Annotated in this window: 18 protein-coding genes and 1 pseudogene; all 19 read right to left on the reverse strand. The window is 48.0% G+C overall.

The window, feature by feature from the left end; all coding sequences use genetic code 11:
• Positions 1-1616 (reverse strand): annotated as a pseudogene (locus WHS63_RS12515) (hypothetical protein); the annotation flags it as partial.
• Positions 1591-1914, reverse strand: a complete 324-nt coding sequence (locus WHS63_RS12520; protein ID WP_445205394.1) for a hypothetical protein — start codon at positions 1912-1914, stop codon at positions 1591-1593. The pseudogene WHS63_RS12515 and the gene WHS63_RS12520, both read right to left, overlap by 26 nt.
• Positions 1907-4516 carry a MuF-C-terminal domain-containing protein gene (locus WHS63_RS12525; RefSeq protein WP_445205395.1) on the reverse strand — a complete coding sequence of 870 codons (2610 nt, stop codon included), beginning with the start codon at positions 4514-4516 and terminating at the stop codon, positions 1907-1909. Before WHS63_RS12525 ends, WHS63_RS12520 begins: the two co-directional genes overlap by 8 nt.
• Positions 4517-4524: 8 nt before the next feature.
• Entirely contained in the window at positions 4525-4971 is a 447-nt protein-coding gene (locus WHS63_RS12530) for a hypothetical protein (protein WP_445205396.1), read from the reverse strand.
• The gene (locus WHS63_RS12535) at positions 4961-5623 is read right to left on the reverse strand and encodes a glycoside hydrolase family 108 protein (protein WP_445205397.1); all 663 of its coding nucleotides are present in this window, start codon (positions 5621-5623) and stop codon (positions 4961-4963) included. The genes WHS63_RS12530 and WHS63_RS12535 overlap by 11 nt, the downstream gene beginning before the upstream one ends.
• A complete protein-coding gene (locus tag WHS63_RS12540) occupies positions 5610-6185 on the reverse strand; it encodes a glycoside hydrolase family 108 protein (protein ID WP_445205398.1) in 576 nt (191 codons plus the stop codon). Before WHS63_RS12540 ends, WHS63_RS12535 begins: the two co-directional genes overlap by 14 nt.
• Positions 6186-6194: 9 nt before the next feature.
• Complete coding sequence (locus tag WHS63_RS12545) at positions 6195-6698, reverse strand: hypothetical protein (protein WP_445205399.1); 504 nt, start codon at positions 6696-6698, stop codon at positions 6195-6197.
• 8 nt (positions 6699-6706) lie between these two features.
• Complete coding sequence (locus WHS63_RS12550; RefSeq protein WP_445205400.1) at positions 6707-6925, reverse strand: hypothetical protein; 219 nt, start codon at positions 6923-6925, stop codon at positions 6707-6709.
• Between the two features lie 2 nt (positions 6926-6927).
• The gene (locus tag WHS63_RS12555; protein ID WP_445205401.1) at positions 6928-7605 is read right to left on the reverse strand and encodes a hypothetical protein; all 678 of its coding nucleotides are present in this window, start codon (positions 7603-7605) and stop codon (positions 6928-6930) included.
• A gap of 12 nt (positions 7606-7617) precedes the next feature.
• Entirely contained in the window at positions 7618-7872 is a 255-nt protein-coding gene (locus WHS63_RS12560) for a hypothetical protein (RefSeq protein ID WP_445205402.1), read from the reverse strand.
• A gap of 9 nt (positions 7873-7881) precedes the next feature.
• Complete coding sequence (locus WHS63_RS12565; protein WP_445205403.1) at positions 7882-8217, reverse strand: hypothetical protein; 336 nt, start codon at positions 8215-8217, stop codon at positions 7882-7884.
• 4 nt (positions 8218-8221) lie between these two features.
• The gene (locus WHS63_RS12570; protein WP_445205404.1) at positions 8222-8530 is read right to left on the reverse strand and encodes a hypothetical protein; all 309 of its coding nucleotides are present in this window, start codon (positions 8528-8530) and stop codon (positions 8222-8224) included.
• Positions 8531-8533: 3 nt separating this feature from the next.
• A complete protein-coding gene (locus WHS63_RS12575) occupies positions 8534-8929 on the reverse strand; it encodes a hypothetical protein (protein ID WP_445205405.1) in 396 nt (131 codons plus the stop codon).
• Positions 8930-9050: 121 nt separating this feature from the next.
• Positions 9051-9656 carry a hypothetical protein gene (locus tag WHS63_RS12580; protein ID WP_445205406.1) on the reverse strand — a complete coding sequence of 202 codons (606 nt, stop codon included), beginning with the start codon at positions 9654-9656 and terminating at the stop codon, positions 9051-9053.
• Between the two features lie 19 nt (positions 9657-9675).
• A complete protein-coding gene (locus tag WHS63_RS12585) occupies positions 9676-10104 on the reverse strand; it encodes a hypothetical protein (RefSeq protein WP_445205407.1) in 429 nt (142 codons plus the stop codon).
• Positions 10105-10127: 23 nt separating this feature from the next.
• On the reverse strand, positions 10128-11507 hold the full coding sequence (locus WHS63_RS12590) for a hypothetical protein (RefSeq protein WP_445205408.1): 1380 nt from the start codon (positions 11505-11507) through the stop codon (positions 10128-10130).
• A 153-nt stretch (positions 11508-11660) separates the two neighbouring features.
• Positions 11661-11897 (reverse strand): hypothetical protein, encoded by a 237-nt coding sequence (locus WHS63_RS12595; RefSeq protein ID WP_445205409.1) that lies wholly within the window; start codon positions 11895-11897, stop codon positions 11661-11663.
• Positions 11898-11908: 11 nt separating this feature from the next.
• Positions 11909-12619 (reverse strand): hypothetical protein, encoded by a 711-nt coding sequence (locus tag WHS63_RS12600; protein ID WP_445205410.1) that lies wholly within the window; start codon positions 12617-12619, stop codon positions 11909-11911.
• Positions 12589-12792, reverse strand: coding sequence for a hypothetical protein (locus tag WHS63_RS12605; protein WP_445205411.1), 204 nt, complete (start codon positions 12790-12792; stop codon positions 12589-12591). Before WHS63_RS12605 ends, WHS63_RS12600 begins: the two co-directional genes overlap by 31 nt.
• Between the last annotated feature and the right edge of the window lie 118 nt (positions 12793-12910).

A 12910-nucleotide genomic window follows, 5' to 3' on the forward strand; every position in this document is an offset into this window, starting at 1 on the left:
GTGCTCTTTTGTGTTGCACCGGCTATCTTTGTTCCGAGGGTGGTCGTTGTTTCGTCGCCCGTGTTTGTACCCGTAATGCCGTTTAACTTGGTCTTGTCGGTTGAGCTCATTAGCCCGTTGCTGCTGGTGGTGGCCACTGCCGGCAAGGGGTGAACGTGGTCGGCCCGGGCTGCCGTGGTTGCAGTTCCCACGGACGCCGAAGCGCCTAAAGCGGCGGGGGCTGAACTTGTTAGCGGGGTGTTTGTAGCCCCCGAAGCAATACCGTCTAACTTTGTTTTATCGGTTGAGCTCATTAACCCATTTGTGCTTGTAGTAGCTACCGATAAAGTAGCATAAATGGTATCAAAGTAAGATTTAAGGGCGGCCTTTATGTTAGCCCATGTTAGGTATTTTAAAACGTTACTTGCTGCACTATCCGAGTAACCGAATTTGTCGGCGTCAACGGGCGTGCTCTTTTGTGTTGCACCGGCTATCTTTGTTCCGAGGGTGGTCGTTGTTTCGTCGCCCGTGTTTGTACCCGTAATACCGTCTAACTTGGTCTTGTCGGTTGAGCTCATTAGCCCGTTGCTGCTGGTGGTGGCCACTGCCGGTAAGGGGTGAACGTGGTCGGCCCGGGCTGCCGTGGTTGCAGTTCCCACGGAAGCCGAAGCGCCTAACGCCGATGGTGCTGCGCTGGTTAGCGTGGTGTACAGGGTATCGAAGTAGCCCTTTAACGCAGCCTTCAGGTTCGCCCACGTGAGCTTTTTCATCAAGTTGCTGGCCTCGCTATCCGATAGCCCCATGCTATCGGCATCTACCGGGGTGGTTTTTGCGGTTGCACCGGCTATCTTTGTTCCGAGGGTGGTGTCATTTTCGTCGCCAGTATTAATTCCGGATACGTTGCTTAAATCCTCAGAATTATTATGTTCATGCAATTTAGCCCTATCCGCATCCGATATCAATCCATACCCTTCTGCCTTGTCAACCTTTGAGTTCATTTCAGAATCGGAAGTAAACCGACGGTCGGGAGTGGTTGTTATCATACTCGATGGGTGTGTCTCAGGGTGCACGTATTGTTGTACTCCTGCCCCCTGAACGTACTCCTGCCTGGTAATATAGTCAGTATTTAACTGGGTAAGCGATAATCGTCCAGTATTCACAAGATTTTGGAGCGATTCAATATCCAACTGATAGTTGGAGTGGGCATGCCCAATAGAACTATACCGGTCGTCGTGGTTGTGTGTAACCGATGCTTTTCCCGCCAGTTCGGTTTTGGTTGCCAAGTTAGGCAATTCAGCGGTTGGAATATAATCGTGTGAGTGATTTATAGGCGCATAATCGGGATGCGAGTGTCCAACATTGCTTTTCTGCGATAACCCACTATCTACATATGATTTATCGGCTTTGGCATTCACCTCAGATTTGGTGGCAAAACCGCTAACATCAACAACTTCGTCGGGTATCGCAGTTAAAACGTAGTTAATTTCTTTAAACCGGTAATGTTTTTTTTCACTCCGGATGTAACAGATTAAGCCATCGTAGGCTAAAGCCATAGCCTCGTCCAGTGTGTTGCAAACCACACGTCCATCAAGAGGCTTATTTTCTATAACCCTAAGCTGGTGTGGTATCCTTTTCATTGTTTACCTCCCTGTTTTTACACTGTAGCAGTAAGAGCTTTCGTTTAAGTGTATGATTTTCATGCTTGATACTATCCATTTCCGATGCCAACCGGGTTATTTTGGCATTTAACTCAAGGTTTACCATGTACAGTTCATTGTACTTGGTTTGCAATTCCAAATGTTTTTGCGATAGTTCCTCATAAAGGGCAATCATTTGCTTTTGAAAGGAAGTTCGTCGTTCCCTTCGTTTTGTAATCAATGTAAATCCATAGGTTACAGCTGCAGTTACAGATGCAATAAGTATATCTTTAAGCATTTTCAACCACCTCGCTACTGGTAATTTGTTTCGTAAACACGTTGTATGTTACAGTGGTAGGGGCAAACCTATTTTTTTCGCATTCAGCCACTCCTCCTGCATGCACATGAATAACCACCGAGGCATCGTACTCGGGCATATTACCTCCCCGGGTTACCTTTGATGTGGTTGACTGGAAGATGCTGATAATAATGGTATTCGGGTTTTCCTTTTGTAACCTGTCGAAATCAGCTTGGTCCATCCCCCTGAGTTTAGTCCAGCTGTCGATGGCCACAACATCGTAGCTCTTGCAAATGGCATTAAGCTGGTCATAATCGGGAACCGTATCGGTTATATCGATGCGTTTAAGGTTAGCCGGGCTTATGTACTCGGATTTGTAGCGCTGGGTAATAGCACTGTGGATTCCCATTTCGAGGCTCAAAAAGGCTACCCGGTAAAGTTTACCGGCAAAGGCATTTATCAGTTGGTATAAAAGCCTGCTCTTACCGGCTCCCTTATCACCCCGGATAACTATGGAATAACGGTTTCTATCGTATTCACCGAGGAATTTGCCCAATTCGCCATTAAACTTGTAAGTGCGCACGGAACCCTTTCTGCTAAAATTGACGAGCCCCAAGAAATTATACTCATCATTTTTTTTGCTGTTTTTTGGAGCAAAACCATAATTTTTTATTATATTTGTAGCACCCTTAGCTAGGTAAGCAACCTCTGCGGTTCGGCGCAGTTTGTTAATCCAGTTAAGGGCTTTTTCTTTATCTACCCACAAAAGCAAATCGTAATCAACAATCCACTTTAAGATATCTTTATAGTAATCCTTTGGATAAAGGCTACGAATATCGTTAACAGTTACAACTACGCCACCACGTTTTAAAGTTCTAGTTAATTCAACTGCAACAACAAAATTTACCCCATTACTGGCTAAGCTAACAAGCAGAACCCTACTATTCGCATGGGTTAGGCTTTGAAATATAGCAATAGGCTCATTAATAGCCTGAGGCAAACCCTTAATATCGGCCAAGTTAAAGGGGTGGCTTCCTTTGTAACTTTTACTCGATTTGGCCAAAAGCGTTTTAGCCCTAAGCTCAATAGGACAATTGTAGAATCCTGCCTCCAGCAATCGCTTACCAGGATAACCCAGGTTGAATATATGGCTCTCGGGAAGAATTCCATTAATTAGTTTATCTAAATCCTGGTTGAATTGTTCGTTTACATCATCAAACCCCAAAAGCGAATTTTGTTCAGAATTGTTTGCACCAGCAAATATTTTTATTATATTTGTAACGCTCTTAATTGTATGTCCAACGTCAGCGGAATTGTACCGCTGTTTGGATAGCCAATTAAGGGCTTTTTCTTTATCTACCCACAAAAGATGTTTTTTAAGTATCCAGTTTATTAGATGCTTAGCCTTTCTATAATGGATCGAACGGATACTGTTGATTTGGGTATTGCTAAAAGATTTCACATGTAGCGCAACAACAAAAGGTTCGCCTTTCTTTTCTATCTCAAGCATTACAACAAATGCTCCTAATTGTGTTGCACTTCTAAAAACCGCAACAGGGTTTTGAATTAGGATTGGGAGATTTCTTAACTCAAGCAGTTCAAACTTATGTTCCTCCTGCTTCGATTTACTTAGCAATCTTGATGCCGACAATTCTATTTCAAAGTTAGGAACACCTGCCTCTATAAGTTTTTCGCTGGGTTTACCAAGTTTGAAGATTTGATTTTTGGGCAGCCTGTTTTGGGAAAGAAAGACTAAATCTTGGTTAAACCTTTTGTTTACCTCGATTAAATCACTACCCCCTGTTTCTCTTTTTATTTCCGATTCCGTTTCCCTTTGTCCGTCAAGGCTTTCAGGCACTAGGCCATTACCCATTAAGGTATGGGAAGAGTTCAAGCTTTTGCTATATTTTTTTGAGGGCAAAGTATTGCTTTCGGAATTTTTTTGAGCTATATTTGCACCATTGAGGCTTTCTATTATCCTCGGCAGCAATTGGAGCTGCCCTGTCACTGATAGAAAGCCTTTTATTTTTTCCCTATCCACATGCCAAATGGTGTTTTTGGCAAGGGCTTCTTCAATCAGCATAGCTACGGAATCAACCGGCTTGCTGTAAATGCTAACAATGGCAGCGTACTTACCGCGCTCACTTTGACGTTGTACCTGCAGGGCTGCCAGCATCTTTCGACCTTTGCGTTCAATATCGACAAAAAGAAGCCTTGAATTATGGGTATTCCCGCTAATCACCAGTATGGGGTTTTGAACCCTTTGTGGTAAGTTGTACAGCTCATCAACGGTAAGGTCATGCGCCTCATCGGCTTTGCCTTTAACCTGCCCAAGAGCTTTCCGAAGGGTTGACTGCATGATAAGTATTTCATGCTTCGGGTACAGTCCACACTCGACAAGTATTTTACCAGGATACCCACACGAAAAGCAATCGGACCTTTCGTTTAAACGGCACCCGTTCTTTTCAAATTCCCGCAACTTGTCGTTAAAAGCATGGTTAAAGTCTATGGATGGGGCTCCTGACAAATCAGCCCGATGGCTACTGGTTGATGTGCCCTTTTCCAGCTGCAAAAACAAAGAATCCAAAAAACCGAAAACCATAAAACCGTTTACTCCTTATGCTTACGCTCGTAGCTACTTCCAAAGTAGAAATTGATTACCGCCACCAGCCCACCACCTATAAGGGTGCCAAGGCTGATATTGAGTATATCCCTATTGCTATCGGGAATTTTGAAAAAGATTAATCCTATTAGAATTAATCCGGACATTGCAGTAATGGTTGCAGCCAGTATCATGGGGAACCGACGAATAAAAACGTCGTCGCTTTTTATGCTTTCACGGTAGAGTTGACGGGCATCAGCTCTATCATCCACCTCGGCCTTTATGGCTGTTTCCATAAGTTCAAGCTGCTTAAGCTTAACCTCAGTGGCCTGGCGTTCAATTTCAGCATTAATTTGCTGCTGCAAACCCTTGTCGGGAACAAAGGTGGTGATTACGTTCTTTACGCTGGTAAGCGTTTTGTCGATTCCACCCGAAAGGATATCCTTAATGCCCATGGCTTAACCTCCTTAGTACAAAAATCAATATTGCCAGTAAGACCAGCCCAACACCAATGCCTACCTTTTGCCCAACTGTAATGCTCTTTAGGTCGTTTAACCTGTTATCCCACCCGCTTTCAAACTTTTTCTGCGATGGGTTATTCTGTACAATGTTTTTCAGGTACCCGTTTCGTTCATTGATTAGTGCCGTTAAGAGAGTGTTCTTGCTAAAACTCTCCAACCAAGATGCCAACTTAGCGTCGAAGTTCGTGGCGTTGAACGTACGGCCAAATGTTCTTTTTACAACACCAAGCAACCTTTGTAAACTATAACCGCCATGCACAGCCCAATCAAATAGCACAAGGGCTAGGTCGGTAGTGTTGAGCAAATGAAATCCATTCCTGACAAAGTAGTTTGTGTAATAAAACTTTGCCACCTCGGCTTCCAGCTGAGGGAATATAGTATTTTGCTTTATGGGTTGTTCCTTGACAAATAGTGAAGGTTTTTTAATCTTGTCAATGAATTTCCATCCGCTCCAGTCCGGATTTGACTTACGCGAGATTCCCCGGTAAGTTTCCCCACCTTTATCACCAGGCACATTGGAGTAGCCCCCTTCATATTTTAGGGTTACAGGCAGTATGCTTGACGTAAAAACACTATAGGTTATCATTGCTAACAATCCTCCTTAGCGCCGATAGGCGATTATTCCAACCCTCGGCGAATACCTCCTGCGACGGGTTGGCTTGTATTATGCTGGCAAGGTGTTCCCGACGCCAATCGAGAATGGCCAACGAAAGGCGCTTAGGGTCTTGGGCGTTAATGGCATCAATGGTCTTGTCGCCAATAATTCCGTCGGGCTTTAGGGGTACGGCAAACCTTACCGATAGTAATCGCTGCAACCGCTGAACCGAAAAGCCCCCATGAACGGCAAAGTCAAAACAACACAATGCCGGTAGTGCATGGTTAAAGCAGTGAAACCGGTTAGGTGTAAAGTATTTTTCCCAGTACACTTCGGCCACCACCTGTCGCAAGGCATTGTCGCTAATTAAGTCGCCACGACGTAGGGGCCTGTACTGGTTTAGGATTTCCCAACCTGGCCAGTTTGGGTTAGCGTTGCGTGAAATACCGCAGTAGGTTTCACCCCCTTTATCGCCCGGAACATTGGCATACCCCCCCTCAAACCTGAGGGTTACGGGAAGTATCTTTGAGCTAAATTCTTCGCGAGGTATCATAAATTATTACTAAATAAAGTAAAACATGGGATTCATGGTTGCCGCTGCAACTACACTTGCAGTAGCCTTTTTGGCTTGGGCCTGGGCATACTGGTTCTGCTGTTGGGGTGTTAGGGTTGCAGGATTTACCCTACGCCAGAACTCTACAATTTCCTTTGAGTCGAGTTCGCTTTGAACGTCCTTAACCAAATCGCGTTTATACATGGCGTAGTACTCCTTGGCCACATCGTACCATGGTATTTTTTCAGTACGAATTTGGTCCGCCAGTTCATACATCAGCTTTTCATTGGTGCCCCACCCAGCCATGGCCACCCTTAACTTGGTGGCAATTACCTTAGCCTTTCCCGATTTGGTGTTAGGGTCGATACTGTTATTGGATGTTGCCTCTTGCTGTTCGCGCCAAGGCTTATACAGGAAGAAGTACCCCAGCACACCGGCAGCAAGTATTAGAATGCCATACACAATGTACTTGGTAGAACCGCCACTTTGAACAACTATCGGATTACCTTGCATAGCCCCTCCTAAGCAAACGATTTTAGTAATTTTTGAGCAAGTGGATTTTCGGCAAGCTGTCGTACCTTTATGGCGTACTCCCTGGCAACACCCGGGTTGCTAAACTGCATGAGCAACGATTGGTGCTCCCCCAGCTCATTAAGGATGTTCTGCAATGCTTGCCGCATGAGCTCAGCCTGCATGATATCAGGGCTATTAACTTCTACTTCAACTTTAAACCTTGCCATACCTACTCCATTTGCTCCAATATGGAATCAATGCTGTTTATATTCTGAAACACCTTTGCCAAAAGGTTGTAAACCTTACTTTTTTGGTTTTCGTCCAGTTTGGTGTAGTACATGACTATAGCCTGAAGGCGATTATCCTTTACGGGCTGCAACGATTGCCCTGCCCCTTGTGGCTTTCCTGCTGTTGTACCCAGTGCTCCACCATCCAACCCCATTAGTGAGGGAACCACACCGGCAAGACCCGCAACTATATCGCCAACAGCGCTATTCTTGGATGCAGCGTGCTCAACCTCAAGTTTCCGGAGCTCCTCTAATGTTTTTTCGTACTTCTCGCGGTACTCCCGGGCATTTTCTCGTTCATTCTCCCACATTATCCGGTACACATCAGTACCTCCCGACGATGGGCTTCCAATGAATCCAGAATCGACTGAACCCAAAGGATATGGTACTACTTGGGCATTACCCACATCCATTATGCTACCCGTATCCCTTACAAAGGCACTGCCTTGCTTGCGCTTTGGTACTATTTTAATTTGCCCGTACATCCGAACATAGGACTGCAAAAGCTCAGGTGTATCCTGCCCCCACTTTACCTGCCGGCGTAAGGGGGTGCCATCGGATTTTTCGATGTCAAAAGCCGGGTATGTCCGGAGCACAACTAATACCTCACTTACAGTCATACTGTATCAATTTTAACCTTTCAGAAAAATACCCCCCGGCACAAGCGCTTGCTTTGCTACAGGTGCATACTTGTTCGCAAAACGGCCAACAGCTTTAAAAAAGCGAGACCTCTTTACCCTGTTACTGTTTTTTGATGCCAATACAGGCGATGCTTTTACCGGCTTTGCAGTGTTTTTAACCGTTCTAACTACCTGCGAAGCGTTTTGCTCTTTTGCTGGTACAACCACCGATTGTTTCGGCTCATCGGATATGGTAATGTTTATCATAACTTCCTCCTAAATGGTATTTATTTGAAGCAAAAACTCCTCGTCGAAAAGCGCGTCGGTTCCTATCCACTCAAAGTTCACCATTCCCGATTCCTCGTCAACATCAATAAGCCAATTACCCCCCGAAAGCTTACTGTTAGAAAGGAATCCATTAATGTATATGGCAACTGTAACGTTCCGCTCAGTGGTTAACACCCGCCCCTTGAGCTTACGGTACGCATAGTTTTGGAACCACATGGGGTTTTTGGTGGCCTTACGGTACCCCTGCCCGTCGCCGTAATTGAACTCCAGCCTATCGGCTGTAACCCGCTCGCCCGATGTTATTATGCCCCATAGCTCAGCCATACTACTACCTTAATGCATCGGCAAATATGTTTGAAGGCTTTACAACCCTGCAAATCATCACGGTACACTCCTTACTATCGGTGGGTACCCCGGGCTTAAAACGCACCTTCAGAAGTACATCCTCGGCAAACCATGCGTTGGCACCGCTCTCAAATGCCGTTGCCTGCCCTGTGTGTAGGGTGGCAAAAGTGTCCTTAAACCCAAACTCTACGTCGGCAGTGCCGTTATTGGCAATGCTAAACTTGTTAACCCTATCAAGTTTGATATCTTGATTCTCCGATAGGTTCAGTATTTCAGCATCTACCTTATGCATGTTTTACCTGCTTTTTGAGTACAGTACGGTAACCGTTACGCTAAGGTCAACGCTACTAACAGCGGCAGCGTCGATACTTACGCCTAAATCCTGCCCGTACCCCTTCACGTCCGACAATTCAATGAACCTTTCCACGAACGACACCTGGTCGCTGTGTTTGATGAGCCTGTAGGGAACCGGTGCTAACAGGGTGCGGTTACTACCGCCAACCTCGCGCACTCCAACCAACACGTTGCCACTAAAGGGCTCGCCCGTTGTGGCATTTTCAATGTACACGTTTACACCCAGAACCTTGCCGTAGGCAATGTTGCCACGGAACTTCACCTCGCCATACTTTTGGCTTTGGGGTATTACCACCCGCTCGGTTCTTACCTCGTATATTTCGCGTCCGTCAATCATGGTTTGATGTTTTTTTTATAAAAAAGGGTGGATTCTGTGGCATCCCCCTTTTACGCTATTCACATGCTTAAACGGTGGCAGGGAGTCCACAGCCAACGCTGCCACCTCGCCTTAGGTTTTGCTACATGGTTTTGCGCTCAGCAAACTTGAGGCCGTAAATCACCAGCTGGATGAACTCCCAATCGGTTTCGGATAGTGCAGCACCCTTGGCGGTGTTCAGGTAGAGCTCAAGGTCCTGACCCCCCACCACCTTAATGGTTTTTTCAAACTCTTTTGCCCACTCCGATGGAACCTCGTCGCGGTTCACACCCAACAGGAACTCATCAACTCGCATCCTAAGGGCCTCAACACCCGATGCCTTGAACACAATCTCGCTGTTTCGGAGCCATGCGGGGAAATCGCTGCGTACTGCCGAAAAGTTGATGGTGGCGGGACTGATGGCATTGGGGTCGGGGTTGCCAGTTTTGGTTACCTTACCGTAGCGTATGGCAAGCCCACGGATTAACCCGCGGAAATCCGAGGGTATTTGGGTGCCGTTAAAATCGCTCACGCCAACTTCTACGCTGGTGTTGGCATCGTTAAGGCGTTGTTCGCCACCCACCGATGCGATGCGGGTGGAGTGCAAAAGTGCAACTTCCTGTATGTAGTGCTTGGCTGCATCGTAAAGACCCTTGAAGTACACGTTGCTAAGCACTGCGATGAAATCCTTGATACTTTTTCGTGCCATGTTAAGTTCTCCTTTCTGTTTAAGCAATTACCAATGCGTCGCTGTTTCCGCCGTTTATTCCGGAAAAGGCTTGGAAATCGTCGGCGTTACCAATTCCATCTACCACCGGAATTTCGTAAGGCATTACCTCGCCGGTTCCGTTAACCAGGTAAACCATGCCGTTCTCGTCCTGAACAACGGTACCCATGCCATTATCGTTACCGTTCAGCCCGTCAACGCCAAGCAAGCCGGTGGCAAAGCCCAGGGCTCCGTTCATGGCCACGCCTGTGCCAAGCCCCTTCATTACTTCCGATTTGCTCTGCGATACAATCCAAATACCGGCAAGAATGAGCAGCAGCTTGCCAAGGGTATTGTCGAAAAAGGTAACCTTCTTACGAAGATAACCGGCAGCAATAGCTCCACCGGCCGTTGTGGCCACGTGCAACGCTGCAGGTGTAATCTTTTTCATGTCGAAATCCATTGTAAATCCTCCTACTTTTTTCTAAGAATGTTTAGTAAAATCAATGCAATTGTGGCTATTGAAATCAACTGGCCAGTGCGCAAGCCCGAACGCACATCGTTTCGGAATACTTCGTTCTGCTTTTGCTCCTGTACCAGCTTTTCGTTTAGGTCCTGTGTTAACTTTTGGCTCCCTGCCGACACGGCAATGGCCTTTTGCAGCTCCTGATTCAACCGTTCGGTGAGTTCCGCCGTGGAAACCATGCTCTTGCTTAGCCGGTCAATTTCTGGCTGAATGGAGTTGAAGGTGTTGTCAATCTTACTGACAAGCCCCCTGTTCAGGTTATCGAGGCTAACCACTGCAGCCTTGTTGCTATCGGTTACCAGCTGCTTAACCTCGCCCCTCAGCTTATCGACCGATAGCACTGCGTTATTGTTGGTTTGGGTTATAAGCTCGGTGATGTTAGGGGCCTGCTGGTTCGCCTGTGCCTGAGGTGCGGCTGACTGGTTGTTTGGCGCTTTGGGCTTAAACAGGTTTTTCAGGTTTACACCCTTTGCCGCCTTTACCAGCGACTTACCAATGTTGAATGCGGTAAGAGCGGTGGCAATGAAACCCAGCCCCTGATGTTCGTAGGGTTCAACGTACCGGAGCTGTGGATTTGCCTTTAGGTAGTAAGCCCCATCAATTCCCCTGAAAGCCCAAGTTCTTAGGGTTGGGCTGTAGTAAACCCTGTCGTAAACCAGCCTGCTCCTGTTGGCAAAGGGCAACTTGCCGTTAAGGGCACGTACGGGTAAGCCGTTTAGCCCATTACCCTTTGGCCAGTCCAGCATAACCCTATCCTGCTTGAACAGGTAGGGCTTTTCGGAATCAAAGGCATCCATTACGGGGTCAATCACCCAGTAATCGGAGCGCTTGGAGAGGTTTGCCTTGGCCGATTTGGGAACCACTACATACACATGCTGGTAGCCCCTGCGTTTGTCGTACGCAGTCATGCGTAATACATGGGGTATGCGCAGGTTCATCAGAACCGATGAAATGAATACCGTGTAACAGTCGCAATCAACGCCTGTTCTACGGTCGGCCCACGTACGCGCTGGCCTACGGATTTGCTCCTCAAAAGGGCTATCGGGCTTGTACTGTACATGGTTATACAAGAAATCCCATATAGCCTTGAGGGTATCGCGCAGGTTCTCGCGCTTGAGCAGAACTGCCAGCTGAGCGGTATCGGCATGGTAACGTTTAACCACTTCCGGAATAAACGCGTGCAACGTTTGCTCGTTGGAACCACTGCGGGTTAAATACGGGTCGGTGCGGTCGGGTTTTGGGAAAAGCGCATCGTACTCGTTGCCCGGCTTTATGTTTCGCCTTCGAGTGGCAGTTAGGCCTAGTCCGTTTAGCATTCGTACATCCATGCCGCAATATTACGGCGTACGTTGAACGGCTGCAAACGTTTAGGGCTGTAGTTACGCACAAACACGGGGCTGTTATTAACACTTTTAGGGTAACGTAGGGCTAATCAGTTGGCGTTTTACCACAAAACCTGTCGGATTGGGTTGTTGAGAACCTCATAATTGTTCTCGACATTGAATGAAATACCCCTCAAACGCCCCTTCGGCAATCAATGCCTCGTCGGTGCCATGGCTGTATGAGTGCGGGCACTCGGCCACACAATCGCACCCACACTCGCAGTAGAGCTTGCCTGCCACGTAAACCATTTCCACACACTCCAGGCCCACCACGTGGGCAAACGGGCACTGGTAGTGCCTGCAGCAGCCCGTCTGATTCCTCGTTTCGCATGCCATAGCTCAAGGCGTTAAACGGTTCGCACGTTCGCCCGGCGCCAGTCGGTATCAACCAGCTTCACCAGGTTACACGACTCGTAAAGCCGGCTGGCCACCCGCTGGCCGTAGAGCTGCTCCAGCTGCTCCATGTTGAAGTTGCTGGTAAAGTGGGTGAGCTTGCGGTCCAGGTAACGCTCCTCCACGATATGCTCCATCAGGTTGAGCCGGTTGCCGTAGTAGCTTACCTCCTGGGGCTCGCTACCCAGGTCGTCGATGCACAGGATTGACCACCGGATGTACCTATCCACCGCCTCGTAGCCCCCGGCTACAAACTCGCTCACCATGCGGCGGGCGCTCACCACCTGAAAGGCGAACGGCTGCGGCTGCCCGTGCAGCATCCACCGGATGTTGTAGCCGCTGAGCATTTGGCTAAGCAGGCGCATGGCAAAGGTTTTACCGCTGCCGGTATTGCCCATTAGCCCCAGCCCGCGGTTAATATTCCACTCGCACTCGGGGTGGGCAAACGCGTAGCGCACCAGGTTGCGGTACACGTCGATGTTGTTGTCCGTAAGCCTGAAGTTGGGCTCCAGCTGCTGGGCAAGGCCAAAGAATACCGCCCGGATATCGTCGGCCCAGGTGTAGGGCAGGCGCATTTGAGGCGGGTTTTGGCCGGCCCTAACTCCCCCATTGAGGGTTTTGGGTATCAGCTGCTCTACGGTTTGGGGGCTGTTGGTACGTTCCATGTTTCGTTTAGTTTGGTTTTGTCAACTGCAACGGTTTTACGGCCGCGTTGCTCGTTCCACCGCCTGAAGTCGTCGGGGGTGGAGGCAAACACCACGGTTTTGTATCCGCCCGCAAGGGCTTGCTCCAGCAGCAGGCAGGCAAACTCCGCGGGGTAACGGTTCAGCTGCTCCATGGCGGTTTGCAGGCTTTGAGCCGTTTTTTTGCGCCACGCAGGCTGCTGCAGCAGCTTACCCCACAACTCGGTGAACCGCTTGGCCGCCGACGTTTCGGGCGGGGGGGGCGGCGCAACC

The organism is Tenuifilum sp. (assembly GCF_037481895.1).
Lineage (GTDB): Bacteria > Bacteroidota > Bacteroidia > Bacteroidales > Tenuifilaceae > Tenuifilum > Tenuifilum osseticum.

Bases quoted from the DNA above. Each gene is read 5' to 3' on its own strand.
- WHS63_RS12560 (WP_445205402.1), bottom strand. From the start codon at position 7,872: ATGATAAACATTACCATATCCGATGAGCCGAAACAATCGGTGGTTGTA.
- WHS63_RS12605 (WP_445205411.1), bottom strand. From the start codon at position 12,792: ATGGAGCAGCTGAACCGTTACCCCGCGGAGTTTGCCTGCCTGCTGCTG.
- WHS63_RS12555 (WP_445205401.1), bottom strand. From the start codon at position 7,605: ATGACTGTAAGTGAGGTATTAGTTGTGCTCCGGACATACCCGGCTTTT.
- WHS63_RS12530 (WP_445205396.1), bottom strand. From the start codon at position 4,971: ATGGGCATTAAGGATATCCTTTCGGGTGGAATCGACAAAACGCTTACC.
- WHS63_RS12585 (WP_445205407.1), bottom strand. From the start codon at position 10,104: ATGAAAAAGATTACACCTGCAGCGTTGCACGTGGCCACAACGGCCGGT.
- WHS63_RS12570 (WP_445205404.1), bottom strand. From the start codon at position 8,530: ATGCATAAGGTAGATGCTGAAATACTGAACCTATCGGAGAATCAAGAT.
- WHS63_RS12545 (WP_445205399.1), bottom strand. From the start codon at position 6,698: ATGCAAGGTAATCCGATAGTTGTTCAAAGTGGCGGTTCTACCAAGTAC.
- WHS63_RS12600 (WP_445205410.1), bottom strand. From the start codon at position 12,619: ATGGAACGTACCAACAGCCCCCAAACCGTAGAGCAGCTGATACCCAAA.
- WHS63_RS12535 (WP_445205397.1), bottom strand. From the start codon at position 5,623: ATGATAACCTATAGTGTTTTTACGTCAAGCATACTGCCTGTAACCCTA.
- WHS63_RS12595 (WP_445205409.1), bottom strand. From the start codon at position 11,897: ATGGCATGCGAAACGAGGAATCAGACGGGCTGCTGCAGGCACTACCAG.
- WHS63_RS12550 (WP_445205400.1), bottom strand. From the start codon at position 6,925: ATGGCAAGGTTTAAAGTTGAAGTAGAAGTTAATAGCCCTGATATCATG.
- WHS63_RS12520 (WP_445205394.1), bottom strand. From the start codon at position 1,914: ATGCTTAAAGATATACTTATTGCATCTGTAACTGCAGCTGTAACCTAT.
- WHS63_RS12565 (WP_445205403.1), bottom strand. From the start codon at position 8,217: ATGGCTGAGCTATGGGGCATAATAACATCGGGCGAGCGGGTTACAGCC.
- WHS63_RS12525 (WP_445205395.1), bottom strand. From the start codon at position 4,516: ATGGTTTTCGGTTTTTTGGATTCTTTGTTTTTGCAGCTGGAAAAGGGC.
- WHS63_RS12540 (WP_445205398.1), bottom strand. From the start codon at position 6,185: ATGATACCTCGCGAAGAATTTAGCTCAAAGATACTTCCCGTAACCCTC.
- WHS63_RS12575 (WP_445205405.1), bottom strand. From the start codon at position 8,929: ATGATTGACGGACGCGAAATATACGAGGTAAGAACCGAGCGGGTGGTA.
- WHS63_RS12580 (WP_445205406.1), bottom strand. From the start codon at position 9,656: ATGGCACGAAAAAGTATCAAGGATTTCATCGCAGTGCTTAGCAACGTG.
- WHS63_RS12590 (WP_445205408.1), bottom strand. From the start codon at position 11,507: ATGGATGTACGAATGCTAAACGGACTAGGCCTAACTGCCACTCGAAGG.